The sequence below is a fragment of the Streptomyces cinereospinus genome (assembly GCF_042430725.1).
Taxonomy (GTDB): domain Bacteria; phylum Actinomycetota; class Actinomycetes; order Streptomycetales; family Streptomycetaceae; genus Streptomyces; species Streptomyces cinereospinus.
This window is the reverse complement of sequence record NZ_JBHMCY010000020.1, coordinates 29,803-56,662: the sequence shown is the minus strand read 5'-3', so window position 1 is coordinate 56,662 and position 26,860 is coordinate 29,803. Positions and strand designations below refer to the sequence as shown.

The 26,860-nt window shown below is 73.5% G+C and carries 26 protein-coding genes and 7 tRNA genes; 21 read left to right on the top strand and 12 right to left on the bottom strand.

The genetic code is table 11. The features are described 5' to 3' along the window. Positions 1 to 55: 55 nt before the first annotated feature. Positions 56 to 1,498: a serine/threonine-protein kinase gene (locus tag ACFF45_RS13150; RefSeq protein WP_381345894.1), complete on the bottom strand. Its 1,443-nt coding sequence runs from the start codon at positions 1,496 to 1,498 to the stop codon at positions 56 to 58. Between the two features lie 195 nt (positions 1,499 to 1,693). Here ACFF45_RS13150 and ACFF45_RS13145 point away from each other — a divergent pair, with 195 nt between their 5' ends. The 4 genes from ACFF45_RS13145 (at position 1,694) to ACFF45_RS13130 (ending at position 4,689) form a co-directional block, all read left to right on the top strand. Beyond that, positions 1,694 to 1,963 carry a DUF8836 family protein gene (locus tag ACFF45_RS13145; protein ID WP_381345892.1) on the top strand — a complete coding sequence of 90 codons (270 nt, stop codon included), beginning with the start codon at positions 1,694 to 1,696 and terminating at the stop codon, positions 1,961 to 1,963. Positions 1,964 to 2,165: 202 nt separating this feature from the next. After that, positions 2,166 to 2,381 carry a hypothetical protein gene (locus tag ACFF45_RS13140; RefSeq protein WP_381345890.1) on the top strand — a complete coding sequence of 72 codons (216 nt, stop codon included), beginning with the start codon at positions 2,166 to 2,168 and terminating at the stop codon, positions 2,379 to 2,381. 1,006 nt (positions 2,382 to 3,387) lie between these two features. After that, positions 3,388 to 4,323: a phosphotransferase gene (locus ACFF45_RS13135; protein ID WP_381345888.1), complete on the top strand. Its 936-nt coding sequence runs from the start codon at positions 3,388 to 3,390 to the stop codon at positions 4,321 to 4,323. 81 nt (positions 4,324 to 4,404) lie between these two features. Continuing rightward, positions 4,405 to 4,689, top strand: a complete 285-nt coding sequence (locus ACFF45_RS13130) for a TFIIB-type zinc ribbon-containing protein (protein ID WP_381345887.1) — start codon at positions 4,405 to 4,407, stop codon at positions 4,687 to 4,689. Positions 4,690 to 4,747: 58 nt separating this feature from the next. Here ACFF45_RS13130 and ACFF45_RS13125 read toward each other — a convergent pair. The 5 genes from ACFF45_RS13125 to ACFF45_RS13105 form a co-directional block, all read right to left on the bottom strand. Beyond that, a tRNA-Val gene (locus ACFF45_RS13125) sits at positions 4,748 to 4,819 on the bottom strand. Between the two features lie 46 nt (positions 4,820 to 4,865). Beyond that, a tRNA-Val gene (locus tag ACFF45_RS13120) sits at positions 4,866 to 4,937 on the bottom strand. Positions 4,938 to 4,963: 26 nt separating this feature from the next. Next, a tRNA-Val gene (locus ACFF45_RS13115) sits at positions 4,964 to 5,035 on the bottom strand. A 1-nt stretch (position 5,036) separates the two neighbouring features. Then, a tRNA-Cys gene (locus ACFF45_RS13110) sits at positions 5,037 to 5,110 on the bottom strand. A 38-nt stretch (positions 5,111 to 5,148) separates the two neighbouring features. After that, positions 5,149 to 5,221 (bottom strand) — tRNA-Gly (locus ACFF45_RS13105). 178 nt (positions 5,222 to 5,399) lie between these two features. Between ACFF45_RS13105 and ACFF45_RS13100 the strand changes: the two genes are divergently transcribed. Genes ACFF45_RS13100 through ACFF45_RS13090 form a run of 3 tightly spaced genes read left to right on the top strand, consistent with a single transcriptional unit; the run spans position 5,400 to position 8,222 of the window. Next, positions 5,400 to 6,512 (top strand): chorismate-binding protein, encoded by a 1,113-nt coding sequence (locus ACFF45_RS13100; RefSeq protein ID WP_381345885.1) that lies wholly within the window; start codon positions 5,400 to 5,402, stop codon positions 6,510 to 6,512. Positions 6,513 to 6,523: 11 nt separating this feature from the next. After that, positions 6,524 to 7,345 (top strand): aminotransferase class IV, encoded by an 822-nt coding sequence (locus ACFF45_RS13095; RefSeq protein ID WP_381345884.1) that lies wholly within the window; start codon positions 6,524 to 6,526, stop codon positions 7,343 to 7,345. Between the two features lie 52 nt (positions 7,346 to 7,397). Beyond that, positions 7,398 to 8,222 carry a GNAT family N-acetyltransferase gene (locus tag ACFF45_RS13090; protein ID WP_381345883.1) on the top strand — a complete coding sequence of 275 codons (825 nt, stop codon included), beginning with the start codon at positions 7,398 to 7,400 and terminating at the stop codon, positions 8,220 to 8,222. Positions 8,223 to 8,359: 137 nt separating this feature from the next. Here ACFF45_RS13090 and ACFF45_RS13085 read toward each other — a convergent pair whose 3' ends face one another. Beyond that, a complete protein-coding gene (locus ACFF45_RS13085) occupies positions 8,360 to 8,878 on the bottom strand; it encodes a DsbA family protein (RefSeq protein WP_381345881.1) in 519 nt (172 codons plus the stop codon). A gap of 196 nt (positions 8,879 to 9,074) precedes the next feature. On the opposite strand from ACFF45_RS13085, the gene ACFF45_RS13080 reads away from it, so the two are divergent. Both ACFF45_RS13080 and ACFF45_RS13075 read left to right on the top strand, forming a co-directional pair. Then, positions 9,075 to 9,521, top strand: coding sequence for a hypothetical protein (locus ACFF45_RS13080; RefSeq protein WP_381345879.1), 447 nt, complete (start codon positions 9,075 to 9,077; stop codon positions 9,519 to 9,521). Positions 9,522 to 9,681: 160 nt separating this feature from the next. Further along, a complete protein-coding gene (locus tag ACFF45_RS13075; protein WP_189699665.1) occupies positions 9,682 to 9,834 on the top strand; it encodes a hypothetical protein in 153 nt (50 codons plus the stop codon). 114 nt (positions 9,835 to 9,948) lie between these two features. Here the strand turns inward: ACFF45_RS13075 and ACFF45_RS13070 are convergent, their stop codons facing one another. Next, the gene (locus tag ACFF45_RS13070) at positions 9,949 to 10,509 is read right to left on the bottom strand and encodes a CGNR zinc finger domain-containing protein (RefSeq protein WP_381345877.1); all 561 of its coding nucleotides are present in this window, start codon (positions 10,507 to 10,509) and stop codon (positions 9,949 to 9,951) included. Positions 10,510 to 11,022: 513 nt separating this feature from the next. Further along, positions 11,023 to 11,436 (bottom strand): SsgA family sporulation/cell division regulator, encoded by a 414-nt coding sequence (locus tag ACFF45_RS13065; protein WP_004002642.1) that lies wholly within the window; start codon positions 11,434 to 11,436, stop codon positions 11,023 to 11,025. Between the two features lie 191 nt (positions 11,437 to 11,627). On the opposite strand from ACFF45_RS13065, the gene ACFF45_RS13060 reads away from it, so the two are divergent. The 5 genes from ACFF45_RS13060 (at position 11,628) to ACFF45_RS13040 (ending at position 13,893) form a co-directional block, all read left to right on the top strand. Beyond that, positions 11,628 to 12,080, top strand: coding sequence for a TIGR02611 family protein (locus tag ACFF45_RS13060; protein ID WP_381345876.1), 453 nt, complete (start codon positions 11,628 to 11,630; stop codon positions 12,078 to 12,080). 79 nt (positions 12,081 to 12,159) lie between these two features. Continuing rightward, positions 12,160 to 12,231 (top strand) — tRNA-Val (locus ACFF45_RS13055). Between the two features lie 469 nt (positions 12,232 to 12,700). Beyond that, entirely contained in the window at positions 12,701 to 12,964 is a 264-nt protein-coding gene (locus ACFF45_RS13050; protein WP_381345874.1) for a hypothetical protein, read from the top strand. Between the two features lie 359 nt (positions 12,965 to 13,323). Further along, positions 13,324 to 13,782 carry an SRPBCC family protein gene (locus tag ACFF45_RS13045; protein WP_381345978.1) on the top strand — a complete coding sequence of 153 codons (459 nt, stop codon included), beginning with the start codon at positions 13,324 to 13,326 and terminating at the stop codon, positions 13,780 to 13,782. Between the two features lie 39 nt (positions 13,783 to 13,821). Next, positions 13,822 to 13,893: transfer RNA gene (locus ACFF45_RS13040), tRNA-Val, on the top strand. 56 nt (positions 13,894 to 13,949) lie between these two features. Here the strand turns inward: ACFF45_RS13040 and ACFF45_RS13035 are convergent. Further along, the gene (locus ACFF45_RS13035) at positions 13,950 to 14,675 is read right to left on the bottom strand and encodes a 3'-5' exonuclease (RefSeq protein ID WP_381345873.1); all 726 of its coding nucleotides are present in this window, start codon (positions 14,673 to 14,675) and stop codon (positions 13,950 to 13,952) included. Between the two features lie 189 nt (positions 14,676 to 14,864). On the opposite strand from ACFF45_RS13035, the gene ACFF45_RS13030 reads away from it, so the two are divergent. The 4 genes from ACFF45_RS13030 to ACFF45_RS13015 all read left to right on the top strand — a co-directional run bounded on the left by ACFF45_RS13030 (position 14,865) and on the right by ACFF45_RS13015 (position 19,606). Further along, complete coding sequence (locus ACFF45_RS13030) at positions 14,865 to 15,431, top strand: DUF4365 domain-containing protein (protein WP_381345871.1); 567 nt, start codon at positions 14,865 to 14,867, stop codon at positions 15,429 to 15,431. Continuing rightward, on the top strand, positions 15,428 to 16,645 hold the full coding sequence (locus ACFF45_RS13025) for a hypothetical protein (RefSeq protein WP_381345870.1): 1,218 nt from the start codon (positions 15,428 to 15,430) through the stop codon (positions 16,643 to 16,645). Before ACFF45_RS13030 ends, ACFF45_RS13025 begins: the two co-directional genes overlap by 4 nt. A 108-nt stretch (positions 16,646 to 16,753) precedes the next feature. Then, entirely contained in the window at positions 16,754 to 18,730 is a 1,977-nt protein-coding gene (gene thrS, locus ACFF45_RS13020; RefSeq protein ID WP_381345868.1) for a threonine--tRNA ligase, read from the top strand. Positions 18,731 to 19,045: 315 nt separating this feature from the next. Next, positions 19,046 to 19,606 carry an HIT family protein gene (locus tag ACFF45_RS13015; RefSeq protein WP_381345866.1) on the top strand — a complete coding sequence of 187 codons (561 nt, stop codon included), beginning with the start codon at positions 19,046 to 19,048 and terminating at the stop codon, positions 19,604 to 19,606. 64 nt (positions 19,607 to 19,670) lie between these two features. On the opposite strand, the gene ACFF45_RS13010 is transcribed toward ACFF45_RS13015, so the two are convergent. Together ACFF45_RS13010 and ACFF45_RS13005 are read right to left on the bottom strand one after the other, a co-directional pair. Next, a complete protein-coding gene (locus ACFF45_RS13010; protein ID WP_381345865.1) occupies positions 19,671 to 21,332 on the bottom strand; it encodes an AbeC-like domain-containing protein in 1,662 nt (553 codons plus the stop codon). A gap of 298 nt (positions 21,333 to 21,630) precedes the next feature. Next, a complete protein-coding gene (locus ACFF45_RS13005; protein WP_381345864.1) occupies positions 21,631 to 23,829 on the bottom strand; it encodes an elongation factor G-like protein EF-G2 in 2,199 nt (732 codons plus the stop codon). 226 nt (positions 23,830 to 24,055) lie between these two features. On the opposite strand from ACFF45_RS13005, the gene pgsA reads away from it, so the two are divergent. Genes pgsA through ACFF45_RS12990 form a run of 3 tightly spaced genes read left to right on the top strand, consistent with a single transcriptional unit; the run spans position 24,056 to position 26,858 of the window. Further along, positions 24,056 to 24,796 (top strand): phosphatidylinositol phosphate synthase, encoded by a 741-nt coding sequence (pgsA, locus tag ACFF45_RS13000; RefSeq protein ID WP_381345863.1) that lies wholly within the window; start codon positions 24,056 to 24,058, stop codon positions 24,794 to 24,796. After that, positions 24,793 to 25,698, top strand: a complete 906-nt coding sequence (locus tag ACFF45_RS12995) for a phosphatidylinositol mannoside acyltransferase (RefSeq protein WP_381345861.1) — start codon at positions 24,793 to 24,795, stop codon at positions 25,696 to 25,698. The genes pgsA and ACFF45_RS12995 overlap by 4 nt, the downstream gene beginning before the upstream one ends. Beyond that, entirely contained in the window at positions 25,695 to 26,858 is a 1,164-nt protein-coding gene (locus ACFF45_RS12990; protein ID WP_381345860.1) for a glycosyltransferase family 4 protein, read from the top strand. The genes ACFF45_RS12995 and ACFF45_RS12990 overlap by 4 nt, the downstream gene beginning before the upstream one ends. The last annotated feature ends 2 nt before the right edge of the window (positions 26,859 to 26,860 follow it).

Below are 26,860 nucleotides of genomic sequence, written 5' to 3'. Positions count from 1 at the left end.
GGGAAGGCCCACCGGGGATCGGCGGGCGGGACCAGCGGGACCGCCGGGCGGGAGGCTACCGGTACGCCCCGACCGCCGACGCGTATCCCCTGGACCCGGCGGACTCCCCGGACGTTCGGGTCCCCTCGTCCGCCGGCCGGTACGCCGGCCGCATCTGCTCCCGCACCTGCTCCTGCCGCTCGCGCACGCCGCCCCGCTCGTCACCGAGCCCGCGCGACGCCCCCTGGCAGCCCTGCACCAGGCCGATGCCGAGCGCCACGAACAGGGTCACGACCACGAAGACGAACAGCCGCTGCCGCAGCAGCCGCGGATTGGCCGGCCGCCGCCCGGTCCCGGTGGGCCGAGCCGCCGGACGGCCGTTCGCACCGCGCGGTGCCGGACGGCTGCCGCTGCCGGAGCGGGTCGTGTGGCGCGCCGGGGTGTTCCGCGAGGCGGGCGTCGGCCGCGCCCCGGACCGCGCCGGGGCGCCGCCGCGGGAGGGAGCGCCGCCACCCCGGGACGGAGTCCCGCCCCGCACCGGAGCGGGGCCGCGCGCACCGCGGGGTGCCGGTGTCACCGGCCCGCCCTGCGGCCGGCGCGGGGCGCGGTCGGGATAGGTGTCGGCGAGCCGCCCGGTGGGCCGGTCCGCCTCACCGGAACGCGGCGCGGGCGGCCGCCCCTCGATCAGGCCCTGCGCCTCACGGGCGGCGATCTCCTTCAGCCGCAACGACAGCTCCAGCGTGCTGGGCCGCTCCTCGGGGTCCTTCGCCAGACAGGCCCGGACCAGTGGAGCCAGCGCGTCCGGTACGCCGTGCAGCTGGGGCTCCTCGTGCACCACCCGGTACAGCATCACCTCGGAACTGCCCTGTCCGAAGGGCGAGTCGCCGGTCGACGCGTACGCCAGGGTGGCGCCCAGCGAGAACACGTCGGTGGCCGGCGTGACCGCGGCACCGCGCACCTGCTCGGGTGCGAGGAAGCCGGGCGAGCCGACGGCGGTGCCGACGTGGGTGAGCGTGGAGGCCCCGGTCGCCCAGGCGATGCCGAAGTCGATGATCCGCGGGCCCTTGGGGGAGAGCAGGATGTTGGACGGCTTCAGGTCCCGGTGGACGACCCCGGCCTCGTGCACCGCGACCAGGCCCTCCGACAGGGCGGCGCCGACCGCGGCGACGTCGGCGGCGCCGAGCGCCCCCTCCTCGGCGACCTTGTCGTGCAGGGAGGGGCCGGGCACGTACTGGGTGGCGAACCACGGCCGGTCCGCCTCCAGGTCCGCCGCGACGAGCCGCGCGGTGCACCCGCCGCGGATCCGCCGTGCCGCCGAGACCTCACGGGCGAACCGCGACCGGAACTCCTGATCCTCCGCGAGGTCCGGCCGGATCACCTTCAGGGCGACCCGCTGCCCCTTCTTGTCGGAGCCCAGGTAGACCACGCCCATGCCGCCCGCACCGAGCCGTCTGTGCAGCCTGAACGAGCCGACGACGCGCGGGTCCTCGCGCCTCAGGCGCATCATCGCCATGTTCATCCCCGCTGCCGGTCCGTATGACGTGCCACAGCTTACGTTTCCGTGGCCGCCCGCGCGCAGAGGCCGCGCCCTCTCGCCCGGACGGATTGTCAGTGCCGGGTGCGAGACTTGGGGGGTGGTCAGGGAGCGCGCCCACAGGGCGCCATTGCGCCTTCCGCGCTTCCAACCATCCGTCTCGAAAGGGGGATTGGTCGCGTGAAGGGTGACCGCGTGGAGACAGTCGCGGACGCCGGGGACACGACGCGTGCGTACGGGGTGGTGGCGAGCAGGGCGGGCCGCCGGGCGGAGACGGCGGTACGCCGAGGCGTGGTGGAAGTGAGTGAAGTCACGCGAACCGGTGTTGTGGTCCGTACGGCACGCTTCATGGCGAACCGGGTGCCGGCCCTGGTCGAGCAGCCGGTGCCCCGTGAGGACAGCTCGGAAATGCCCGGACACTCCGGGCGCCCCCTCCGGGAAGACCCCTAGACCCGACCTCGCTTCTCCACCCAGGGGAGTAGTCGCCACCCTCCGGCTCATCCTCCGGGAGGCCCGCCAATCGGTACGAGGGCATGACGCCCCCCACCTGGTCGCGCGCCTAGATTTGAGGTCAAGCGGCGGGTGCAGCACTCGTCCCCCGAGGTCAGCCACCCGCCGCTGCCAACCACACAGAACGGTCAGGAGAGGGACCATGGCCCACACGGCACCGCGGACACTCATCCGCGAGCAGGGACGCAAGGCGCACGCCGCGTTCCGCCCGCACCGCACGGGCCGCACGGGCCGCCGCCATCCCCTGGTGGCAACGGCCATGGCCCTGCCCCTGGCGGTCCTGCTCCTCGTCGTCTTCGACGGCTGGGAGACAGTGGCCACACAGGCGTCGTCCGTGGGCGTGATGCTGGGGCGCTGAGCGGCGACCCCAGGCCCGGAAGAGCGGTCCGGGCGGGGACATCCACCCATAACCCCGTGGGGACGGGGGTGCGGCGGACGGCAAAATGCCGGCGCAGCTGGGGAGCTGCGCCGGCATTGCTTTTCCCCCGGCGGCACCCGTCCGCCCCACCCGCATCCCCGCTACGGCTACGCCACGACCCACCCCGGCGGCCATGCCCCTGACCACCTCGCCCCGGCGGCAACGTCGTGTCTGCCCTCAGCGGGATCACGCCCTGCCTCACCCGGCAGCAAGGCGACCCACCGCGTCCCACCGGAAACGCCGCGTCCCTCATCGCCCTGGCGGCACACCATGCGTCACCCCGGCCAGGCGGGGCCCGCCGCGCCCCGCTTCTCGTCCCGTCGCCCCCGCCGCGCCCCACCCCCGTCCGGGCCGCGACACCACGCGGCGCCCCGCCTCGGCGCGGCCGTTCCACCTTGCCTGGCGTCACCGCCGCGTCCCACCCCCGTCCGGGCCGCGACACCACGCGGCGCCCGTCCTCGGGGCGGCCGTTCCACCTTGCCTGGCGTCACCGCCGCGCCCCACCCCTGTCCGGGCCGCGACACCACGCGGCGCCCCGCCTCGGCGCCGCCGCTCCACCTCCGGCGCAGGTGGCAGCCGCGCCCCAGCCGCCCGGCTGCAACAACGTGTCTCAGCGCCCCGGCGCCGCCGTGTCCCTCGCCGCTTCGACGGCGGCTGTGCCCGACGTCGTCCCGGCGGTGCCGTGCCGCGCCCTCCACCTCGGCGGCAGCGCGCTGCGCGCGCTCGCCCCGGTGCCACCGGCACGCCCCACACCGGTGCCGCTGCGCCGTACCTCGTCCCGGCGCCCCCGCCACGCCCCACCCCGTCCCGGTGGCAGCTGCGCCCCACCTGGTCCCGGCAGCGGGGCGCCGCGCCCCCACCCCGGCCGCAACGCCGCACCCTCCGCCACCAACCCACCCCTCCCCGGCGTACCCTCCCACCACCCGCCCCACCTCTAGGAACGCCCGTGACCACACCGCTCCTGACCGACCTGGCCGCCCGGGCCAGGTCCGCCGCGCACCCGCGCGCCGACGCCTGTGCCTGCGAAGCGGTGGTCACCCTCGCCGACCGCGCCGACGCCACGGTCGTCCGGCACGCCGGCGCCGTCGCCAAGGCGCACGCCCCGGACACCGACCCGGCCGACCTCGCCGCCCGCCTCACGACGGCCGCCCGCATCCCCGGCGTACTGCTCCCGCCGCTCGCCCCGACGCCCGTCCCCCTGCACGGCAGGCTCGTCACCCTCTGGCCGTACGGCACCCCCGTCGACCCGGACACCCCCAACGCCGCGCCCTGGGAAGCCGCCGCCACCCTCCTCGCCCGCCTGCACCGCACGCCACCTCCCGTACCCCTGCCCCCGATGCGCGGCCCCGCGAAGGCGGCCCGTGCGCTGGCCCGCCTCCGCGCGGCCGCCCCGCACCCGGCCACCGGGACCGTTCTGCGCGCCTGGTCCGCCCTTCCGGCCTGGGCCCGCGGCGAGGTCGCGCCGCCGGGCACCGGCGCCCTCTGCCACGGCGACCTGCACCTCGGCCAGCTCGTCCGCCACCCCGCCGGCACCGGCGCCTGGCTGCTGATCGACGTCGACGACCTCGGTGCGGGCCCCGCCGCCTGGGACCTGGCCCGCCCGGCCGCCTGGTACGCCTGCGGACTGCTCCCGCCCGACGAGTGGACCCGCTTCCTCGCCGCCTACCGAGCGTCCGGCGGCCCCGCTGTCCCGCCGGACGGCGACCCCTGGCCCGCCCTGGACGTCCCGGCCCGCGCCCTCACCGTGCAGACCGCCGCCCGCGCCGTGACCAAGGCTGTCGCGGCGCAGCGGCCCCTGGACGACGTGGAGCGGTCCCTTGTCGACGCCTGTGCCCGAATGGACCCGGTCCCCGCCCAGTTGCCCCGCAACCGCGCGACGTAGGGTGCAACCGACCGCAGCCGGGCAGAGTCTGTTCTGAGCGATACGCGAAGCAGGACCGACCGGCGAGGAGTTGAGCCGACCATGCAGTGTCCGAAGTGCCATGCGCCCATGCACACGTACAACCGCAACGGCGTCCAGATCGAGCAGTGCGCCAACTGCCGCGGGATCTTCCTGGACTACGGCGAGCTGGAGGCGCTGACCCGTCTGGAGTCCCAGTGGTCCCAGCCGGCGCCGCCGCCCCCGCCCGCCGGACAGGCGTACCCGGCCCCGCACGCCCCGGCCTGGGGCGCCCCGCACGGCGGCCACCACGGCGGGCACCACGGGCACCGGCACAAGAGCTTCGGCCACATGCTGTTCTCCAGCTGAGCGCCGGCGCACCACGACGAAGCCCCCGGCCGCGAACGGCCGGGGGCTTCGGTGCGCGTGGACGATACTGGGATTGAACCAGTGACCTCTTCCGTGTCAGGGAAGCGCTCTCCCGCTGAGCTAATCGTCCTCGGGACCACGATCGTCACTCGCCGGAGCCGACCGTGGGCACTGCGTGCGCGATACTGGGATTGAACCAGTGACCTCTTCCGTGTCAGGGAAGCGCTCTCCCGCTGAGCTAATCGCGCGGGTCGGGATCTTCGGAAAGATCCAGTGGACGATACTGGGATTGAACCAGTGACCTCTTCCGTGTCAGGGAAGCGCTCTCCCGCTGAGCTAATCGTCCGTGGAGGTGGAGACGGGATTTGAACCCGTGTAGACGGCTTTGCAGGCCGTTGCCTCGCCTCTCGGCCACTCCACCAGGAGTGCAGGGGACCACGTGGAACCCCTGTTCCTGCGAGCGGACGACGAGGCTCGAACTCGCGACCTCAACCTTGGCAAGGTTGCGCTCTACCAACTGAGCTACGTCCGCCTGTCGTTTCGGTCCGCTTGCGCGTCCCGGCGACGTGTTGAACTCTAGCGGATTCCCGGGCCAGCACAAAAACGCGTTTGTGCAGCGTGCTGCGCTGCACCTGGCCACGGAGGCGCCCGGGCCACCGGGAAGGCCATGGCGCGGCCACCCGCGGGACACCCGCCATAGACTCGACAGCGTGCTCGACCTGCCTCCTCTCGCCCGATTCGGTGACCGTGTCGCCACCGGCCTGCTCGACGTCACCAGCGACCCCGCGGCCCTCGACTCCACCGGGTTCTGGGCCGTCGCCGCCGACTTCGAGGGCCGTCTGACCTGCGCCCGGTTCGCGGAGGTGCGGGAGGAGCCGGTGCCCGCCCCGGCACCGGACGGCTGGCGCGGCCCGGCCGTCGGTGACTGGACGTCCTCACTCGACCGCGCCGCGTACCTGGACGGCGTGCGCCGGATACGCCGGCACATCGCGGCCGGCGAGGTCTACCAGGCCAACCTCTGCCGCGTCCTCACCGCGCCCGTCGCCCCGGACGCCGACGCCGACACACTCACCGCACTGCTGGCCCGGGGCAACCCGGCGCCGTACGCCGGAACGATTCGCCTGCCCGGTCACGGCGTCGAGATCGCGAGTGCGTCTCCGGAGCTCTTCCTGAGCCGCGCGGGCCGGACCGTCGAGTCGGGGCCGATCAAGGGCACCGGCCGCACCGAGGCGGACCTGCTGGAGAAGGACTACGCCGAGAACGTCATGATCGTCGACCTGGTCCGCAACGACCTCGGCCGCGTCTGCGCCTCCGGCACCGTGACCGTCCCCGACCTGTGCGCCGTGGAGAAGCACCCGGGGCTGGTCCACCTGGTCTCCACCGTGCGCGGCGAACTGCGCGACGGCGCGGGCTGGCCCGAGCTGCTCGCCGCCGCCTTCCCGCCCGGCTCGGTCACCGGCGCGCCCAAGTCGAGCGCCCTGCGGATCATCGAGGCCCTGGAGACGGCGCCCCGGGGGCCGTACTGCGGCGGCGTCGGCTGGGTCGACGCCGACCGGCGCACCGGCGAGCTGGCCGTCGGCATCCGCACCTTCTGGATCGACCGGGCCGAGGGCGTGCTGCGCTTCGGCACCGGCGCGGGCATCACCTGGGGGTCGGACCCCGAGGGGGAGTGGCGGGAGACCGAACTGAAGGCCGCCCGGCTGCTCGCGGTAGCGTCGGGAGCGTACGAGGTGACTGGCGAGGGACTGCGGGCGTGCTGGGCCCATCCGGGGGACGCCCCCCGGAACGCCGGCCGCGGCCGGGTCCCCGGCACGGACAGGTGAGGTGGGGAGCAGTGAAGATCTGGCTCGACGGTGGGCTCCGGGACGTCGGATCCGCCCGCGTCTCCGTCTTCGACCACGGGTTGACCGTGGGGGACGGCGTCTTCGAGACGGTGAAGGCGGTCGACGGCACGCCGTTCGCGCTCACCCGGCACCTGGACCGGCTGACCCGCTCGGCACGCGGCCTGGGCCTGCCCGACCCCGACCACGACGAGGTCCGGCGCGCCTGCGCCGCCGTCCTGGCCGCCAACCCCATGCCGCTGGGCCGGCTGCGCATCACGTACACCGGCGGCCACGGCCCGCTCGGCTCCGACCGCGGTGAGCACGGCCCGACCCTGGTCGTCGCCCTCGGCGAGACCCGGCGCCGGCCCGACTCCACCGCCGTCGTCACGGTCCCCTGGACCCGCAACGAGCGCGGTGCCCTCAGCGGCCTGAAGACCACCTCGTACGCCGAGAACGTCGTCGCCCTGACCCGCGCGCACGAACAGGGCGCGTCCGAGGCGCTGTTCGCCAACACCGTCGGGCAGCTCTGCGAGGGCACCGGCTCCAACGTCTTCGTCGTCCTCGACGGCGAGATGCACACCCCGCCGCTCGCCTCCGGCTGTCTCGCGGGCATCACCCGCGCGCTGACGGTCGAGTGGACCGGCGCCCGGGAGACCGACCTGCCGCTGGACGTGCTGGAGCGGGCCGACGAGATCTTCCTGACGTCCACCCTGCGCGACGTGCAGGCCGTCCATCGCGTCGACGGCCGCGAACTGCCGGGGGCCCCCGGCCCGGTGACCGCGAAGGCGATGCGGCTCTTCCAGGAGCGGTCGGGCGACGACCTGGACCCGTGAGCGGGGACCGCGGGGCGGACAGGGCGGTCCGGACCGGGGTAGAACACCCCTGATGACCACCACCCTGCGGCCGACCGAGCCGCTTCAGCGCGCGGCTGACGGGACGCGCTCGCGCCACTACCAGGTGTGCGTGAACGGCCGTCCCGTCGGCGCGATCCACCTCGGCACGTCACCCGCCTTCGGCGACACGGTGGCCCGCATCAACGACCTGCGCGTCGCGGAGCCGGACCGCCGGCGGGGCCGCGGCACGGTCGCCGCGCTGGCCGCCGAGGAGGTGGCGCGCGGCTGGGGCTGCCGGCAGATCGAGGTGGCCGTGCCCGGCGACGCGGCCGCGGGCCTCAGGCTCGCCACGGCACTCGGCTACGTCCCGCGCATGCGCGCCATGGAGAAGCACCTCGGCGCCGTCCCGCCCGGTCTGCCCGCGGGCAGCCGCGCGCGGCCGATGACGGAGGCCGAGTTCGCCCCGTGGCAGGACTGCGACAGGGAGCGGTTCGCGCGCGCCTGCATCGAGCGGGGGGTGCCCGAGGCCGGGGCGCAGGCCAAGGCGCGGCGCGACCACGAGCAGCTCCTGCCGGACGGCGTGACCACCGCGGACATGGTGTTCAGCGTCCTGGAACAGGACGGGACGCGGGTGGGCGTCCTGTGGGTGGCCCTTCAGGAGGCCCAGGCCTACGTCTTCGGCGTCGAGACCGACGCGGCCCACCGCGGCCGGGGACACGGCCGCACGCTGATGCTGCTGGCCGAGCGGCAGGCGATCGAGGCGGGCCGGCGCGTCCTCGGCCTCAACGTCTTCGCGGGGAACACCCCGGCCGAGCGGCTCTACGAGTCACTGGGCTACACGACGACGCGGCACACCCTCTACAAGCACCTGCTCTGACCGCGGGGGCCGAAGGACCGCGAGTGCCGATGGACGCACGTGCCGAAGGACCGCACGTGCTGTTCTGAGGGACCGCACGTGCTGAGGGACCGCAAGGCCCGCTCCACCCTGCGCGCCCCGCTCCGGGGAGCCGGACGTCACTCCGGCCCGCCGAGCAGCCGGCCGGCGATCTCCTCGACGCGCTCGCGCAGCCCTTCCTGGCTCTTGCCGCCGTCCAGGCGCCGGCCGTCGATGACGTACGTCGGCGTGCCGGTGACGCCGATCGCCTTGCCCTCGGCCTGGTCGGCGTCCACGACCAGGATGTGCCGGCCGTCGATCAGCGCGGTGTCGAACTCCTCGGCGTCCAGGCCGAGTTCCCGGGCCACCTCGACCAGCACGGGTTCGCCCCTGCGGTCCAGCTCCTCGACCCGGGCCAGCACCGCCTCGACGTACGGCCATCCCTGCCCCTGCGCCGCGGCCTCCTCGGCGGCCTGCGCGGCGGCGAAGGCGTGCTGGTGCTTCTCCAGCGGGAAGTGCCGCAGCCGCAGTTCGAGCCGGTCGCCGTAACGGGCGCGCAGGGCACGCAGATCGTCCAGGGCGCTGCGGCAGTCCGGGCACTGGAGTTCGCACCAGACGTCGAGGACGGCCGTGGGCCGGACGGGGGAGGAGTCGTTCATGGGCCCAGTCTCCCAGGACCGGCGCCCCGGACCCAATCGGCCGCCTCGCCCCCGGGGCGTACGCCACCACCGGCACCTGAGCAGGAGCCGACCCGGAGATGTCCCCGATGTCCGGGCCGGGCATGGCCCGGCGGGGTCCGGCAGGTGCAGGATGGAGGGACGACGTGCCCCGCCCGAGCCCGCCATGGAGGACCGGATGATTGCCGAGACCGTGTGTTCCGCCGTTGCCGCGGCCGGCCTGGGCATCGCGGCGGTGACGGCGTTCCGCAGGCGTTTCCGCACGGCGGCCCGCATCGCGGCCTATGCGCTGGTGCCCCTCGGCCTGGTGATGACCGGCGTCGTCCAGTGGGCCGCGGACACCGCCTTCAGCCCGGTGGCCTGGGCGGGATTCGGGGTACTGGGCGGTGCCTGGCTGCTCCTCACGGCCACCCGGGCGGTGGAGCGGCGCCGCGACCGCAAGGGACGCGCGGCGGGCGCGGCGGCCCCGCGGGAAGCGGTGGCACCCCAGACCTCGGCGCCCTCCCTCGGCCAGGCCTCCCGCGCGGCGGGCACGCCCCGCGCCCAGCCTCAGGCCGCGCCCCGTGCCGACGCCGCCGACGACTTCAGCGACATCGAGGCCATCCTCAAGAAGCACGGCATATGACCCCGGGGAGCGGGTCTGAAACGACCCCACCCCCAGGATGATCGGAAGCTGTCCGGCTCGCGCCTGAGATGTGCAGGTCAGCACGGAAACCGGCGAACTCTCGCATCTTCGTGCGTCTTGATCGCGCCGGGGGCGCCCCCTGCGCCATCATCCCCGGGAGATGCTGGACACGACACAGAGTGATGCCGCGCCGCCGAAGGACGAGCCGCGCGGGTGCCTCTTCGCCCTTTCCCAGCCACCGCTGATGATCTTCCTTGCGGTGATCGGGTGTCTGCTGCTCATGGCTGCGTTGCACGATCTGTTCCTGCTGTGAGCCGTACACGCGGTCCCCGGCGCCACCCGCCGGGCACCGCGTCACACCGACGCCTCCCCGCCGGACACCGCGTCGCGTCGACGCCCCCCGCCCGGCCGCCCCTAGAAGGGGGCGTCAGCCCGCCGCCTCCTTGCGGCGGGCCCGGTAGGCGGCCACGTGCAGGCGGTTTCCGCAGGTACGGCTGTCGCAGTACCGCCGGGAGCGGTTGCGCGAGAGGTCGACGAAGGCGCGTCGGCAGTCGGGGGCCTCGCAGCGCCGCAGCCGCTCACGCTCGCCGGCCACCACGAAGAAGGCCAGCGCCATCCCGCAGTCGGCGGCCAGGTGGTCGGCGACGGAGGCGCCGGGCGCGAAGTAGTGCACGTGCCAGTCGTAGCCGTCGTGGTCCGTGAGGCGGGGCGTGGTGCCGGCGGCGGCGACCAGCTCGTTGATCATCCCGGCCGCGGTCCGGGCGTCCGAGGTGGCGAAGATCCCCGCGAACCGGCCGCGGATCCTGCGCACCGCGGACAGGTCCACCTCCGAGAGCACCCCGACATCGCTGATGTCGTGCCTGCGCACGAAGTCCGCGAGAGCCGTGACGTCCGCCAGCCCGTCCCGCGCCGTCTCGTCCTCCGGCGCGGTGTTCACCAGATCGACCACGGTGTCGAGCGCGCACCGGGTGTCGTGGGTGATCAGCACGTTTCGCTCCCTGGCCTGAGGGTCGGGCGGGCGCCCGCCGATGCTGGCCGATGGTAATGGCTCCCGGCGCCGTCCCACCGCCTCCGGCCGACGCGACCGCACTTGCCCCGTGGAACGCCGCCGAGGCGTGCCACGGTTCCCGGCGGCGGGGGACACGCCCCCTCACAGCGCGTCACCGGAAGACCGGCCCCGCCGCGTACCGGCGAGCACTCCGGCACCGGCCGGCGCCCCGTCCTCCCCGGCGCCCACTCTGCACCGGCCCACGCCGGTCGTGACGCAGACCGGCGCCACCCCCGCGTGCATCACGCGGTGGCGGCGCCGGTGTGTGCCGTATGCGGTTGTCCTGGGCGCCTGGGGGCCTGCCCGGAGGATCCTGCCGGAGACGAGGGCCCTGGCACGCTGCACGGAGGCCGATCAGCGCCGTGGGCTTGCCCCGACCTGATCCGCCGGACAGGCCCGAGCCGTCTCCCCGAGTGGACGGCCGGGCAGCTTGGTGGGGGTCTCGCTCTCTCCCTAGCTTTCCGCCAGGATGTGCGAGAGTTCCTGGTCGAGGTCGAAGTGCCGGTGCTCCGTGCCGGGCGGCACGGCGGCGTCGGTGCGCTTCAGGAAGGACTCCAGAGCCCGCGCCGGGGCCTCCAGCAGCGCCTCCCCCTCGGGGGAGCTCAGGGCGATGCAGACGACGCCCTGACCGTGGCTGCGCGACGGCCAGACGCGGACGTCGCCGGTCCCTGTGGGCCGGTGAAGCCCCTCGGCGAGGAGGTCGCGGGCGAACACCCACTCGACGGTCTCCTCGGCTCCGGTGTGGAAGGTGGCGTGCACGGCGTAGGGGTCGGCCGTGTCGTACCGCAGGCCTGCGGGGACAGGCAGGGAGGACTCGCTCGACACAACGAGGCGCAGGTGCAGCTCGCAGCTGACCGTGGTGTTCATAAGCGCCAGGGCCTTTCGCTCAGTGTGCGCTCGGGGATTCGCACGTCGGCGAAATCGACATGCCACCTACGGTGCCGTTGTAAACCCCTCTGAGGGTTTTGCGTGTGTTTACGTAACTCTTCCGGCCGAGAAGCTGTTCGTCCGATGCGCCCATTTCGGTGACCGGAATCGTTCCGGTAGGGTTTGGCCGTATGAATACGGGGAGTAGCAAGCCCGGTGAGGTCGCCGTGGCTGCGGACGGAACGGGGGCGGACGGGGTGCAGGGCGAGCGGGAGCTCGGTTCGCGGGCGCCGGAATTCATCAAGGCGCGCCGCCTGCTCCACGTCAGCTGGCAGGTGGGGGTCTTCCTCGTCGGTCTCGGGGTCGTGGTCACCGGCATCGTCCTGCTGCCGTTGCCCGGTCCGGGCTGGGTGATCATCTTCGGCGGCATGGCGGTCTGGGCGACCGAGTTCGTCTGGGCCCAGCTGGTCCTGCGCTGGACCAAGCGCAAGGTCACGGAGGCGGCCCAGCGCGCCCTGGACCCGAAGGTGCGCCGGCGCAACATCGTCCTGACCACCGTCGGCTGCGTGATCATGGCCGCGATCGTCGGGTTCTACGTCTGGAAGTTCGGCTTCGTGATGCCCTGGAAGATCAAGGACCAGTGATCCGCGGGCACGGGGTGCGAGGGCGGCCCGCCATGGTCACCCGCACCCCCTGACATGGGGTAATGTTCATCCTGCGCCCGGGCGATTAGCTCAGTGGGAGAGCGCTTCGTTCACACCGAAGAGGTCACTGGTTCGAACCCAGTATCGCCCACCCGGAGACGCGGCCCATCTGCGAGACAGCAGGTGGGCCGTTGTCGTGTCCGCCGCCGGTCGTGTCCGCCGCCGTCGGCGGGCGTCGCCGCCCCGCGGGTCCGCTGCTGCCGCGTGGGGCCGCGGTCACGGTCGGTGGCCATCGGTGCGGGTGCCGCCGCCCCCCGTCTCCCGTCCGGCCCGTCGATCACGCGCCTCCCGCCTGCGGCGTCGCCGGACCCGGTGCGCACCGGGTCCGTTCCGGTCCGCGTACTGACGCACCCCGGCCCTTCGCGCCTCAGGTCGGCGAGCGCTTCCTTGAAACGATTCATGACCGGTGAGGGCGTCGCGGGCAGAGATCTGGTGACGGCAGGCAGAAGTGTGGGGGAGACGCACGAGCCGTCAAGGGGGCGGGAGCCTCGGCGGCCACCTTCGGGCGCGCCGCGACGACCCGTTGCGGTGGGGGCGGAGGAGCGCCCGCCGACGGGACGGTGACACTTCGCTACCCATGGTGGGGTGGCGAGCCGCGCAGCGTCGCCATCGAGAAGACCGTCGCGCTCTTGGGGAAAGAAGTACCCGAGACCGCGATCAAGCCGGAATTCACCGAGTGCGAGGCGTTCTTGGAGACGTTCCAGCCCCTGGCCTCCGGTGGGAATCCGCCGGACGTTTTCCGGAATGCGGTCGCGTTCCTGCGCAAGCACGACGAGCGCGGGGTTCTCATGGACCTCACGTCCCAGGCGGACGCGGCCATCTGAATCGGCCTTCCCCCATGGCGTTCTGGCGCACGGTCAGGTCGACGGCAAGCAGATCGGCATTCCCGTCGGAGCCGACACGGCACGCCTTGTCGATCGGCTTCAACACCGACTGGAGCGGCCTGGCCCCGGCGCGGCTGACCGAGCGGGAGCGCAGGGGCCGGAAAGGGGAGAAGATCCAGGGCCGCTCCCGCCTCGACGCCTGCGCCGCCGTCAAGACCGGCGACGCGCGGCCGGCCGCATGCCCGCCCGGCGCCCTCCGCGGGAGCGTGGGCCGGGTCACGCCGTACGCCACGAGTACGCGTACCCAAAACCCGCGCGGCCGCCGCACTGGTATGTCCGCGCAGGGGCAGACTCCGTCCATGGACTGGACGCACTACCGCTTCCGCAGCCTGTGGCCCCTGCCCGCCCCGCCCGCCGCCGTGTACCGCGTGCTGGAGCGGCCCGAGGAGTACCCGCGCTGGTGGCGGCAGGTGCGAGAGGTCGAGCGGACGGACGGCGCCACGGGCGTGATCCGCATCCGGTCGCTCCTGCCGTACGACATGACCTTCACCGCGCGCGAGGTGCGCCGGGACCCGGGCGCCGGGGTGCTGCGGATCGCGATGTCCGGCGACATCGAGGGCTGGGCGCGCTGGACGGTCGCAGCCGCGGGCCGCGGCTGCCTGGCCCGCTACGACCAGGTGGTGGACGTGCGCAAGCCGCTGCTGCGGCGGATGGCCGTGCCGGGGCGGCCGGTCTTCCGGGCCAACCACTGGCTGATGATGCGGGCCGGACGGCGCGGCCTGCTGGCGTACCTGGCCCGCGGACCCGAAGCGGTTTGAAGGAACCACGGGGACACCTGTATTGTTCGGTGCGTTCCCGGGCGATTAGCTCAGTGGGAGAGCGCTTCGTTCACACCGAAGAGGTCACTGGTTCGAACCCAGTATCGCCCACCGGGAAAGGCCGGTCCGCCGCAGCGGACCGGTCTTTTTGCGCGCGCCGGGCATGCTCACGCGGCCGCCGACAGGTCCGGACGCAGCGGCCACGCCGGGTCCACCGCCTCCTCGCTGCCGCTGCGCGCGAACCACGCCTGCAGACCCCGCGCCTGTGCCGCGTGCCACACCGCCTGAAGCGTGTGCAGCTCGGCGGGGGACAGCCGCTCCAGCCGGGCCGCGAAACGACGCCCTATGGCGCGTACGAGTTCCAGGGAGGCCACCGCGTCCGCGGCCGCGTCGTGCGCGCCGTCGAGCGGGACGCCGTAGTGCGCGCACAGGTCGGTGAGGGTGCGGCGGCCCTTGCGGTAGCGGTCCAGATGCTTGTCCAGGACCCGTGGGTCCAGCACGAGCAGGGGCACCGACTCGAACCAGCGGCCCAGCGACGAGGCGCGGTGCCGGCGCAGCTCCCGGTCCAGCAGCGTCAGGTCGAACGGCGCGTTCATCACCATCAACGGCCGCCCGGCGCCCGCCTGTTCGGCCAGCTCGGTGGCTATCTCGTGCATCACCGGCGCCGGCCAGCGGCCGTTGCGCGCCAGGTGGTCCTCCGTCAGCCCGTGCACCGCCGTCGCCCCGGCGGGCACCGGCACGCCCGGGTTCACCAGCCAGCGGTGCACCCGGGGCCGGGTGCCAGGGGCGTCCTGGACGACGAGGGCGGCCGACACGATCCGGTCGGTCTCGACGTCCACGCCCGTTGTCTCCGTGTCGAATGCCGCCAGCGGGCCCTCGTACCAGCACGTCATACGCACACAACTCCTCGTTCACCCACGGCAGCTGACGTCCCGTCTTCTGCCCGTTTGGTGATACCCGGGCCGTTTGCGCCGTACGCCGGGAGGAGACAACAGAAGTACGGGTCCGCGCAGTTCAGCGGCGTGTTCCGCGGGCGCGGGCCCGGCACGGGGACCATCACTTTGCTTGGAAGGCTGCTGGCCATGGCGATAGCGCAGCCCGAGCGGGGCGGGCTGCTGCCCGAACGCACGGGCCCCCATCGCGGTTCACTCGCCACCACCGCCTGCATGGAGACCCTGCAGGTGGGATATCTGCACGCCGTGGCGGCGGCCGCCGGCTGCTCGCTGTCCCAGCCGTTCCCGGACAACGGCATCGACTGGCACGTCAGCCACAGCGCGCCCGGACACACGGTCGACGACGAGGTCACCATCAAGGTCCAGCTCAAGGCCACGTACCAGATCGCGCCCCAGCCGCCGGGCCGCTTCTTCTCCTTCACGCTCGACAACGACCACCTGACGAAACTGGCCCGCACACCGGTCTCGGTGCACAAGATCCTCGTCGTGATGCTCGTGCCGCGCTCGCGGGACGACTGGCTGCGCGCCGGCCACGACCGGCTCGACCTCAGGCACTGCTGCTACTGGGTCAACCTCGCCGGTCACCCCGTCACCGGCCGGCACCGGACCAACGTCCGCATACCGACCGCGCGCATCTTCGACGACCGGGCGCTGTGCGAGATCATGACGCGGGTCGGGACGGGAGGCAGACCATGACGCACCGCCCGTCCGACGAGCCCCTGAGGCCCGTCCGGCCGCACCCCGAGACCCCCTGGGACCGGCCGCCCGAGCCCGGCCGGGTCGACCCCGCCGTGCTCGGCGCGCTGCTGCGCCGGCACGGCTGGCAGCGGCGCGGCGGCGCCGCCGGGCGCTACGGCCGCTGGACCCCGCCCGGCCCCGGGGCGTCCGGCACCAGCCTGCTGGTGCCGGAGAGCCGGGCCTTCCCCGACAGCGACGACCTGCTCGGTGAGGCGCTCGTCGCCCTCTCCCGCAGCGGCAGCCCCTCCGCGCGCGAGGTGCTGGTCGGGCTGAGCGTGCCCAGCGACGAGATCCGCTGGTGGCGGGACGTGCCGGACGGACCGGCCGGGGCGGCGTCCTGGACCGCCGAGGAGCGGCTGCGTGCCGCCGCCCGGCAGATGCTGCTCGCCGGAGCGCTCGCCACCCGCGCGCGGGCGGGCTACTACGGCGCCCGGCACCGGCGCGCCGCCGCCGTGATGCTGGAGAGCGTCCTGGTCGGCGCCGCGACCGGCGGCCGCCGCCTCGCCGCGTTCGTGCCCGTGGACCCGGCCCGCCCGCTCGCCGTCCGCCTCCACCAGGCGCTGTACGCCGTCCGCGAGGCCATCGACTACCGGCGCGCCACCGGCGGCATGGACGCCTTCGACGGCGCCGTGGCGGCGGGCGTCAGCCGCGAGCTGACCGAGGCCCTGATCGCCCTGGTCCGCGGCACGGAAGGGGCGCGCATCACCGTCGAGTGGGCGCCCGGCGCCGGTCCCCCCGTGGGCGGCGCCGCGCCCGGCGAGGCGGTCGAGTTCTCGCCGGGCGACCTGCCCGTGCTGCGCGAGGCCGGCACCCGCTACCTGCGCGGGGAGCCGTCCGTGCCGGTGCGGATCACCGGCGAGGTGGTCCGGATGCGCAGGTCGGAGCGGCGGGGCGAGGGCACCGTGCGGCTGCGGGTGCTGGCCGGCGCCGAGATACCGCACGTCCGGCTCACGCTGGACGAGGAGGACTACCGGATCGCCGGGCACGCCCACCTCGTCGGGCTGCCGGTGCGGGTGCACGGCCGGCTGGAGAGCCGGGGCGGCTTCCGCCGGCTCACCGGCGCCTTCGGGGTCGCCCCGGTGCAGGTGGACGAGGCGGAGCGGGACCGGCTGATGAAGTCGTTGCAGGAGAACCTCGACTTCTTCGAGGAGGCCTGCGGCGGCGAGGACTGAGGACAACTGTTTCGCGGAGCGCTCCCGCGGCTCGGTAGGATCCGTACACAGCATTGGACCGTCATGCCGATGCGGTGAGTGTGGATCCCCTTCAGTCAGGAGAGACCGGTGTCAGACGTCCGTGTGATCATCCAACGCGATTCCGAGCGGGAAGAGCGCACGGTGACGACGGGCACCACGGCCGCCGACCTCTTCGCCGGTGAGCGCTCGGTCGTCGCCGCGCGCGTGGGCGGCGAGCTCAAGGACCTGGCCTACGCGCTCGCCGACGGCGACGAGGTCGAGGGCGTCGAGATCTCCTCCGAGGACGGCCTGAACATCCTGCGCCACTCCACCGCGCACGTCATGGCGCAGGCCGTGCAGGAACTGTTCCCCGAGGCCAAGCTGGGCATCGGCCCGCCCGTCAAGGACGGTTTCTACTACGACTTCGACGTCGAGAAGCCGTTCACGCCCGAGGATCTCAAGGCCGTCGAGAAGAAGATGCAGGAGATCCAGAAGCGCGGGCAGAGGTTCGCCCGCCGCGTGGTCACCGACGAGGCCGCCCGCGAGGAACTGGCCGACGAGCCGTACAAGCTGGAGCTGATCGGCCTCAAGGGCGCCGCCTCCAGCGACGACGGCGCGGACGTCGAGGTCGGCGCCGGTGAGCTGACGATCTACGACAACCTGGACGCCAAGACCGGCGAGCTGTGCTGGAAGGACCTCTGCCGCGGTCCCCACCTGCCCTCCACCCGGCTCATCCCGGCGTTCAAGCTGATGCGCAACGCGGCCGCCTACTGGCGCGGCAGCGAGAAGAACCCCATGCTCCAGCGCATCTACGGCACCGCCTGGCCGTCCAAGGACGAACTGAAGGCGTACCTGGACTTCCTCGCCGAGGCCGAGAAGCGCGACCACCGCAAGCTGGGCAGCGAGCTGGACCTGTTCTCCATCCCGGAGCAGATCGGCTCCGGCCTCGCCGTCTTCCACCCCAGGGGCGGCATCGTCCGCCGCGTCATGGAGGACTACTCGCGCCGCCGCCACGAGGAGGAGGGCTACGAGTTCGTCTACACCCCGCACGCGACGAAGGGGAAGCTCTTCGAGACGTCCGGGCACCTGGACTGGTACGCCGAGGGCATGTACCCGCCCATGCAGCTCGACGAGGGCGTGGACTACTACCTCAAGCCCATGAACTGCCCGATGCACAACCTGATCTTCGACGCACGTGGCCGGTCCTACCGCGAACTGCCGCTGCGCCTGTTCGAGTTCGGGACCGTGTACCGGTACGAGAAGTCGGGCGTGGTGCACGGCCTGACCCGGGCGCGCGGCTTCACGCAGGACGACGCGCACATCTACTGCACGCGTGAGCAGATGTCCGAGGAGCTGGACAAGACGCTCACCTTCGTCCTCGGCCTGCTGCGCGACTACGGCCTGACCGACTTCTACCTGGAGCTGTCGACCAAGGACCCGGAGAAGTTCGTCGGCTCCGACGAGGCCTGGGAGGAGGCGACCGGGACGCTGCGGCAGGTCGCCGAGAAGCAGGGCCTGCCCCTGGTCCCGGACCCGGGCGGTGCGGCCTTCTACGGGCCGAAGATCTCCGTGCAGGCCAAGGACGCGATCGGGCGCACCTGGCAGATGTCGACGATCCAGCTCGACTTCAACCTGCCCGAGCGGTTCGACCTGGAGTACACCGCCGCGGACGGCTCCAAGCAGCGGCCGGTCATGATCCACCGCGCGCTGTTCGGCTCCATCGAGCGGTTCTTCGCGGTGCTCCTGGAGCACTACGCGGGCGCCTTCCCGGCCTGGCTCGCACCGGTCCAGGCGATCGGCATCCCCATCGGGGACGCGCACGTCGAGTACCTGCAAAGGTTCGCCGCGGCGGCCCGGAAGAAGGGCCTGCGCGTCGAGGTCGACTCGTCCTCCGACCGGATGCAGAAGAAGATCCGCAACGCCCAGAAGCAGAAGGTGCCCTTCATGGTCATCGCGGGCGACGAGGACATGGCCAACGGCGCCGTCTCCTTCCGCTACCGCGACGGCTCCCAGGAGAACGGCATCCCGCTCGACGAGGCCATCGCCAAGATCGCGAAGGTGATCGAGGAGCGGGCGCAGGTCTGATCGCTCGTGGTACGCCACCGGCAGGCCGCCCGGCCTGCCGGTGGCGTACCCAGGAGCGGCCCGTGCGGGCCGCTCCGTCCGCCGGGCGTCCCCGACGACGCCCCCGGGCGGCCGGCCCGGCCTGCCGGTGGCCTGGCGTCCTCCTTCCGCGAGCTCACCTGGATCAGCCGCGACGAGAGCGCCCCGGTGACCGCGCCCGGCCGCGCCGCCGCGGCACGGCCCCGTACGGCCGGGCCGCCGTCGTCCATCGGCCCGGCTTCGTCCCCGGGCGTCTTCGACCAGCCCCGGCGACACGCCGCGAACCGACGAAGCCATATGCTGCCTTGCATGACGAGTGAGCCGGAGCAGCAGATCGGAGTGGGGACGCAGGACGCGTTCCAGCGCCTGTGGACGCCCCACCGGATGGCGTACATCCAGGGCGAGAACAAGCCGACCGGCCCCGGGGCCGACGACGGCTGCCCCTTCTGCTCGATCCCGGCCAAGTCCGACGAGGACGGGCTGATCGTCCGGCGCGGCGCGCAGGTCTACTCGGTGCTGAACCTGTACCCGTACAACGGCGGCCACCTCATGGTCGTGCCGTACCGCCACGTCGCCGACTACACGGACCTCACCGAGCCGGAGACGGCGGAGCTCGCCGTGCTGACCAAGCAGGCGATGACGGCCCTGCGCACCGCCTCCGGCGCCCAGGGCTTCAACATCGGCATGAACCAGGGCTCGGTCGCCGGCGCCGGCATCGCCGCGCACCTGCACCAGCACATCGTGCCGCGCTGGGGCGGTGACACGAACTTCATGCCGGTGGTCGGGCACACGCGTGTGCTGCCGCAGCTGCTCGCCGACACCCGCAAGATGCTGGCGGAGGCCTGGCCGGCGGCGTGAGGCCCGGCCGCGGGGCCCGGCCGGCGGCGGTGAGGCCCGGGAAGCCCCCGCCGCAGGCGCGGGCCTACGCGTCGTACAGGTCCGCCTTGCGGGGCGAGGGGTCCTGCACCGCGGAGCTGAGGAACGACGAGCGCGCGCCGAACTTCTCGGTGTCCACGCCGTTCTCCGCCAGCACCCGGATCGCCGCCGAGTGGACCACCCGGAGCACCGGAGTGGCCGCGCGCAGCGCGTCGTCCGCCATGAACCGGTGCCGCCACGGCTTGGCGGCCCACGCGTGCCGCAGGCCGAACGGCTCGGGCAGGGCCAGCGAGCCGCCGAGCCAGTTCAGCAGCGGCGGGTACCAGGTCAGCGGCGCCCGGGCGGCCAGCCGCACCACCTCGTCGGCGTCGACCAGCGGCAGCTTCACCGTCCGCGTCTCCCACCGCTTCAGGGACTTCTGCACCGACTTCTCCTTCGCCGCCGGCTTGGTGGTGAAGAGCGGGTGCACGGGCCCCAGCGCGTGGCCGGTGACCTCGATACGCAGCGTCTCGTAGAGCACGGTGACGGTGATCAGCATGGTGATCACCAGCTGTCCGTCCCACAGTGTCCACTGCACGCCCAGGTAGTGCCGGTCGCCGCTGCCGAACTGCTGCTTGTTGCAGATGTCCTGCACGGCGTGCGACTTGATCTGGTACGCCTCGACGTCCGCGCCCTCGGGCCGGGACACCGCCGTGGCGTTCTCACCGATCGGCGTGACGATCCAGTGCCGTATCGACGGCTTGGTGAATCCGCCCGTGTTCAGCGGCCCCCGCTCCAGCATGCGCAGCTGGTCGTGGATCGACCGTATGACGTCCCAGCTGCGGAACGGGTGGATCTCCCGGTCCGGATCGGCCGGGGCGAGATCCTCCGCGAGCTGCCAGCTGCCCCAGCGGGTGCCCATGCCGAGTATGCCCTTGGGCCCGGCGTAGAAGACGGAGTTGGACTGCTGCTCGGCGCTGAGCCGGGCGAGCGACTGGCGCAACTGCTCGGCGGCGGTCTCGCCCGGGTTGCTCGGCACCGCCTCGGGCACCTTGGCGCCGACGCTGCTGCCCGCGAGCAGGCTGGCCCAGCGCTCCCGCAGGTCCTTCGCGGTGCGCTCGCAGATCTGCTTGGCCCAGAACCAGCCGACCACCGGCATGACGACCGCCGCGCGCGCGTACCAGGCCCAGAAGCCGGTGAAGGGCATCTGGACCAGGAACAGCACGGCCAGCGCGCCCACCGCGACCAGCAGCGTGGTCGCGAGCGTCGAGCCCCGCTTGTCCTCGCGCCGGGCGATGGTGGTGCGGATCGTGAAGACCATCAGCCAGACCAGCAGCCCGGGCAGGAAGAGCACGCCGCACAGGACCATCACGATCGAGAGCAGGTTGTCGCGCTCCCGGCGGATGCGGTTGGCCGCGAGGCAGTGCTCCACGACGACCTGGGGCTCGGCGCCGAAGGACTGGATCAGCGGTGCCCGGCCGCCCCCGAGCATGCGGTCGACGACCGCGCGGGAGAACGCCTCACCGAGGTTGGGCCGGAAGATCCTCGCCCATCTCTGGCCGGGCTTGACCTTCGACTCGTGCCACTCGCTGTTGGCCTTGAGTATCTCCTCGACCTCGTTGTCCCGGTACGCCGCCGAGGCCAGCGCGAACGTCGCCGTCTGCCCCTCGTCGCCCGTGCGCGGCACCTGCGGCCCGAAGATGTCCGCGTAACCGCTGTCAACGGTCATTCCCGCCCCCGATCGCCGCCACTGTCGCTCCTGCGGCCTTCCCGACTTCCGTGCTCCGCACACCTGTTGATCAGGTCATCAGCGTATCCGCAGGCAGCGGCACGGCGTCGGCGGACGGCGGAAGCCGCCCGCCGGCCGGGAGAAAACGCCGCGAACCGGCCCCGGGCGCGCCCCCGACCGCAACCGGCGGGCGGCGCGCGCCCGTTGTGCGCCGGGCAGTCCCCGCCCGGCGCACAGGGTCCTGGTGCCGCGGCAGGCGACGTTCGCCCCGTCGCGAACGTTGCCTGCCGCGGCGCTCCTAGGAGGCCTGCTGCTCCTGTTTGCGCAGCCGCTCGGCGACTTGGGCGGGCATCGGCTCGTGCCGGGCGTAGCGCCGGCCGAACCGGGCGGTGCCGTGCGACAGGGAGCGCAGATCGACGGCGTACCGCCCGATCTCGATCTCCGGCACCTCGGCCCGGACGAGCGTGCGCCCGCCGGCCGTCTGCTCGGTGCCCAGGACCCGGCCGCGCCGCCCGGACAGGTCGCTCATCACGGCGCCCACGTAGTCGTCGCCGACCAGCACGCTCACCTCGGCCACCGGCTCCAGCAGATGGATCCTCGCGTCGGCCGCGGCCTCCCGCAGCGCCAGCGCGCCCGCCGTCTGGAACGCGGCGTCGGAGGAGTCCACCGAGTGCGCCTTGCCGTCCAGCAGCGTGACCCGGACGTCGACGAGCGGATGCCCCGCCGCGACCCCCTTGGCGGCCTGCGCGCGCACGCCCTTCTCCACCGACGGGATGAACTGCCGGGGCACCGCGCCGCCGACCACCTTGTCGACGAACTCGATGCCCGAGCCACCGGGCAGCGGCTCGACCTCGATCTCGCAGATCGCGTACTGCCCGTGCCCGCCGGACTGCTTCACGTGCCGGCCGCGCCCGCCGGCCCTGGCCGCGAACGTCTCCCGCAGCGAGACCCGGTGCGGGACCACGTCGACCTGGACGCCGTACCGGCTGCGCAGCCGTTCCAGGGCGACGTCCGCGTGCGCCTCGCCCAGGCACCACAGGACCACCTGGTGGGTGTCCTGGTTCTGCTCCAGCCGCATGGTGGGGTCCTCGGCGACCAGCCGGGCCAGTCCCTGGGAGAGCTTGTCCTCGTCCGGCTTGCTGTGCGCCTGGATGGCGAGCGGCAGCAGCGGGTCGGGCATGTCCCAGGGCTCCATCAGGAGCGGGTCGTCCTTGGCGGAGAGGGTGTCGCCGGTCTCCGCGCGGTTCAGCTTCGCCACGCAGGCGAGGTCGCCCGCGACGCAGTGCGGCACCGGGCGCTGCTGCTTGCCGAACGGCGTGGACAGGGCGCCGACGCGCTCGTCCACGTCGTGGTCCTCGTGGCCCCGGTCGGCCAGCCCGTGCCCCGAGACGTGCACCGTCTCGTCCGGCCGCAGCGTGCCCGAGAAGACGCGCACGAGCGATACCCGGCCGACGTACGGGTCGGACGAGGTCCGGACGACCTCCGCGAGCAGCGGTCCGTCCGGGTCGCACGGCGTCAGCTCGCGCGGCCTGCCGTCGACGGTGGTGACCTGCGGCTGGTCGTGCTCCAGCGGGGTCGGGAACCCGCCGGTGACCAGCTCCAGCACCTCGACCGTGCCGAGGCCCTGCCGGGCCCCGTCGGCGGCGGGGGAGGCGGCCAGCACGGGGAAGAACGTCCCGCGCGCCACGGCCCGCTCCAGGTCCTCTACGAGCGTCTTGACGTCGATCCGCTCACCGCCGAGGTAGCGGTCCATGAGGGTCTCGTCCTCGCTCTCCGCGATGATCCCCTCGATCAGCCGGTTGCGGGCCTCCTCGAGCAGCGGCAGCCGGTCCTCGCCGGGCTCGGACTCCGCGCGCCGGCCGGTCGAGTAGTCGAACAGCTTCCGCGACAGCAGCCCGGCCAGTCCGGTCACGGGCGCGTGCCCGTCCGGCGCCTGCGGGCCGCGCAGCGGCAGGTAGAGCGGCAGGACGGCGTCGGGGTCGTCGGCGCCGAAGGCCTCCGCGCAGGACCGTGTCGTCTCCTCGTAGTCCGCGCGGGCCGCCTCCAGGTGCGTGACGACGATGGCGCGCGGCATGCCGACGGCCGCGCACTCCTCCCACACCATGCGGGTCGAGCCGTCGACGCCGTCCGAGGCCGAGACGACGAAGAGGGCCGCGTCCGCCGTGCGCAGACCGGCCCGCAGCTCCCCGACGAAGTCGGCGTACCCGGGGGTGTCGAGGAGGTTGACCTTGATGCCGTCCCATTCGACCGGCACCAGGGACAGCTGCACCGAGCGCTGCTGCCGGTGCTCGATGTCGTCGTAGTCGGAGACGGTGCCGCCGTCCTCCACGCGGCCCGCCCGGTTCACCGCTCCCGCGGTCAGCGCGAGAGCCTCCACCAGTGTCGTCTTGCCCGCTCCGGAGGGGCCGACCAGCACCACGTTCCGTACGGACGTGGGTCGGTCGGCCGCCATCGCCCTGCCGGCGGCTCCGGGGTGTGCGGTGGTCTTGTCGCCCATGCTCCTGCCTCCCGTGCACGGTGAGGTCACTGTGGGCGCGGGACACGCGGGAACCGCGTGCTGGGCGGCTCCGGCGACGCCCGCGATCCTTCGAGCTTTCCACTCTCGTCATGGTGCGTCCATACGGAGGACGGCAAGGCGCCGACCCGCGTCGGTTGCGGGCCGCGCGCCGGACCCTCGGCGGGCGCGGGTGCCGGGCGGCCGCCCCCACGCGCGCGTGGCTACGATGGGCCAGCCGACGGCCAGCAGGGGCCGCGCGGCGCCCATGACCCTCGGGAAGGCCATGCTGAACAAGTACGCGCGTGCATTCTTCACGCGTGTCCTCACACCGTTCGCCGCGTTTCTCATCCGCCGGGGCGTGAGTCCCGACACGGTCACGCTGATCGGCACCGCCGGCGTGATGGCGGGCGCGCTGGTCTTCTACCCCCGGGGCGAGTTCTTCTGGGGCACGGTGGTCATCACCCTGTTCGTCTTCTCCGACCTGGTCGACGGCAACATGGCCCGCCAGCTGGGCCGCTCCAGCCGCTGGGGCGCCTTCCTGGACTCCACCCTGGACCGGGTGGCCGACGGCGCCGTCTTCGGCGGCTTCGCCCTGTGGTACGCCGGGGGCGGCGACGACCTGGTGCTGTGCGCCGTCTCGATCTTCTGCCTGGCCAGCGGCCAGGTGGTGTCGTACACCAAGGCGCGCGGCGAGTCGATCGGGCTGCCGGTCGCGGTGAACGGGCTCGTGGAGCGCGCCGAACGCCTGGTGATCTCGCTGGTCGCGGCCGGGCTCGCGGGCCTGCACGCGTTCGGCGTGCCGGGCATCGACGTGCTGCTGCCGATCGCCCTGTGGCTGGTCGCCGTCGGCAGCCTGATCACGCTGATCCAGCGGGTCGTCACCGTCCGCCGGGAGTCCGCGGAGGCGGAGGCGGCGGAGCGGCAGAACGCGAACAACGCCTCCCCGGGGAGGGAGACGGCGACGTGAGCGCCCGGGACACGCTGACCGACGCCCTGTACGGCCTCGGCTGGAGCACGGTGCGCAAGCTGCCCGAGCCGATGGCCGTCCGCCTCGGCGACATCGTGGCGGACCTGGCCTGGAAACGGCGCGGCAAGGGCGTGCTGCGGCTGGAGAGCAACTACGCGCGCGTGGTGCCCGACGCGACGCCGGAACGGCTCTCCGAGCTCTCGCGCGCGGGCATGCGCTCGTACCTGCGCTACTGGATGGAGTCGTTCCGGCTGCCCGCCTGGAGCGCCGAACGCGTCAGGAACGGCTTCGAGGGCGAGGACATGCACCACTTGACCGACGGGCTGGCCGCGGGCAGGGGCGTGGTCCTCGCGCTGCCGCACCTGGCCAACTGGGACCTGGCCGGCGCCTGGGTCACCACCGCCCTGGGCATCCCCTTCACCACGGTCGCCGAGCGGCTCAGGCCCGAGTCGCTGTACGACCGCTTCGTCGCCTACCGCGCGGGCCTCGGCATGGAGGTCCTGCCGCACACCGGCGGCGCCGCGTTCGGCACGCTGGCCCGGCGGCTGCGCGACGGCGGCCTGGTCTGCCTGGTCGCCGACCGCGACCTGTCCGCCTCCGGGGTGGAGGTCGGCTTCTTCGGCGCCACCGCCCGGATGCCGGCCGGACCCGCCCTGCTGGCCCAGCACACCGGCGCGCTGCTGCTGCCGGCGACGCTCTGGTACGACGCCTCCGTCATGCGCGGCCGCGTGCATCCCCCGATCGAGGTACCCGGGTCGGGTACCCGCGCCGAGAAGACGTCCGTCATGACGCAGGCGCTGGCGGACGCCTTCGCCTCGGGGATCGCCGACCATCCGGAGGACTGGCACATGCTGCAACGGTTGTGGCCCGACGACCTCGACCCCGCGAAGGGGACCCCGTGAGAATCGGCATCGTCTGCCCGTACTCCTGGGACGTGCCGGGCGGCGTCCAGTTCCACATCCGGGACCTCGCCGAGTACTTCCTCCGCCTCGGGCACGAGGTGTCCGTCCTCGCCCCCGCCGACGACGACACCCCGCTCCCGCCGTACGTCGTCTCGGCCGGGCGCGCGGTCCCGGTGCCGTACAACGGCTCGGTGGCCCGGCTGAACTTCGGCTTCCTGTCGGCGGCCCGGGTGCGCCGCTGGCTGCACGACGGCGCCTTCGACGTGATCCACATCCACGAGCCGGCCTCCCCGTCGCTCGGCCTGCTGGCCTGCTGGGCCGCGCGCGGCCCGATCGTCGCCACCTTCCACACCTCCAACCCCCGCTCCCGCGCGATGATCGCCGCGTACGCGATCCTCCAGGCGGCGCTGGAGAAGATCAGCGCCCGGATCGCGGTCAGCGAGTACGCCCGCCGCACGCTCGTCGAGCACCTCGGCGGGGACGCCGTGGTGATCCCCAACGGCGTCGACGTCGACTTCTTCGCCCGGGCCGAGCCCCACCCGGACTGGCAGGGCGACACCATCGGCTTCGTCGGCCGGATCGACGAGCCCCGCAAGGGCCTGCCGGTGCTGATGCGTGCGCTGCCCAGGATCCTCGCCGAGCGGCCGCAGACCCGGCTGCTGGTCGCCGGCCGCGGGGACGAGCAGCAGGCCGTCGAGTCGCTGCCGGCCGAGCTGCGCTCCCGGGTGGAGTTCCTCGGCATGGTGAGCGACGAGGACAAGGCCCGCTTCCTGCGCAGCGTCGACCTGTACGTGGCGCCCAACACCGGCGGCGAGAGCTTCGGGATCATCCTGGTGGAGGCGATGTCGGCGGGCGCGCCGGTGCTGGCCTCGGACCTGGACGCCTTCGCCCAGGTCCTCGACCGGGGCGCGGCGGGGGAGCTGTTCGCCACCGAGGACGCGGACGCGCTGGCCGAGGCGGCGCTGCGGCTGCTGGGCGACCCCGAGCGGCGGGCGAAGCTGCGCGAGCGGGGCAGCACGCACGTCCGCCGGTTCGACTGGGCGACGGTCGGCGCGGACATCCTGTCGGTCTACGAGACGGTGACGGACGGCGCCGCCGCGGTCGCCGCCGACGACCGCCCGCTGGGGCTGTGGGGGCGGTTCGGGCCGGCCCGCGACTGACC

Excerpts from the sequence above, each read along its gene's own strand:
- ACFF45_RS13150 (WP_381345894.1), bottom strand. The coding sequence starts at position 1,498 with ATGAACATGGCGATGATGCGCCTGAGGCGCGAGGACCCGCGCGTCGTC.
- ACFF45_RS13140 (WP_381345890.1), top strand. The coding sequence starts at position 2,166 with ATGGCCCACACGGCACCGCGGACACTCATCCGCGAGCAGGGACGCAAG.
- ACFF45_RS13130 (WP_381345887.1), top strand. The coding sequence starts at position 4,405 with ATGCAGTGTCCGAAGTGCCATGCGCCCATGCACACGTACAACCGCAAC.
- ACFF45_RS13090 (WP_381345883.1), top strand. The coding sequence starts at position 7,398 with ATGACCACCACCCTGCGGCCGACCGAGCCGCTTCAGCGCGCGGCTGAC.
- ACFF45_RS13085 (WP_381345881.1), bottom strand. The coding sequence starts at position 8,878 with ATGAACGACTCCTCCCCCGTCCGGCCCACGGCCGTCCTCGACGTCTGG.
- ACFF45_RS13080 (WP_381345879.1), top strand. The coding sequence starts at position 9,075 with ATGATTGCCGAGACCGTGTGTTCCGCCGTTGCCGCGGCCGGCCTGGGC.
- ACFF45_RS13075 (WP_189699665.1), top strand. The coding sequence starts at position 9,682 with ATGCTGGACACGACACAGAGTGATGCCGCGCCGCCGAAGGACGAGCCG.
- ACFF45_RS13065 (WP_004002642.1), bottom strand. The coding sequence starts at position 11,436 with ATGAACACCACGGTCAGCTGCGAGCTGCACCTGCGCCTCGTTGTGTCG.
- ACFF45_RS13060 (WP_381345876.1), top strand. The coding sequence starts at position 11,628 with ATGAATACGGGGAGTAGCAAGCCCGGTGAGGTCGCCGTGGCTGCGGAC.
- ACFF45_RS13045 (WP_381345978.1), top strand. The coding sequence starts at position 13,324 with ATGGACTGGACGCACTACCGCTTCCGCAGCCTGTGGCCCCTGCCCGCC.
- ACFF45_RS13035 (WP_381345873.1), bottom strand. The coding sequence starts at position 14,675 with ATGACGTGCTGGTACGAGGGCCCGCTGGCGGCATTCGACACGGAGACA.
- ACFF45_RS13030 (WP_381345871.1), top strand. The coding sequence starts at position 14,865 with ATGGCGATAGCGCAGCCCGAGCGGGGCGGGCTGCTGCCCGAACGCACG.
- ACFF45_RS13025 (WP_381345870.1), top strand. The coding sequence starts at position 15,428 with ATGACGCACCGCCCGTCCGACGAGCCCCTGAGGCCCGTCCGGCCGCAC.
- ACFF45_RS13015 (WP_381345866.1), top strand. The coding sequence starts at position 19,046 with ATGCTGCCTTGCATGACGAGTGAGCCGGAGCAGCAGATCGGAGTGGGG.
- ACFF45_RS13010 (WP_381345865.1), bottom strand. The coding sequence starts at position 21,332 with ATGACCGTTGACAGCGGTTACGCGGACATCTTCGGGCCGCAGGTGCCG.
- ACFF45_RS13005 (WP_381345864.1), bottom strand. The coding sequence starts at position 23,829 with ATGGGCGACAAGACCACCGCACACCCCGGAGCCGCCGGCAGGGCGATG.
- pgsA (WP_381345863.1), top strand. The coding sequence starts at position 24,056 with ATGGGCCAGCCGACGGCCAGCAGGGGCCGCGCGGCGCCCATGACCCTC.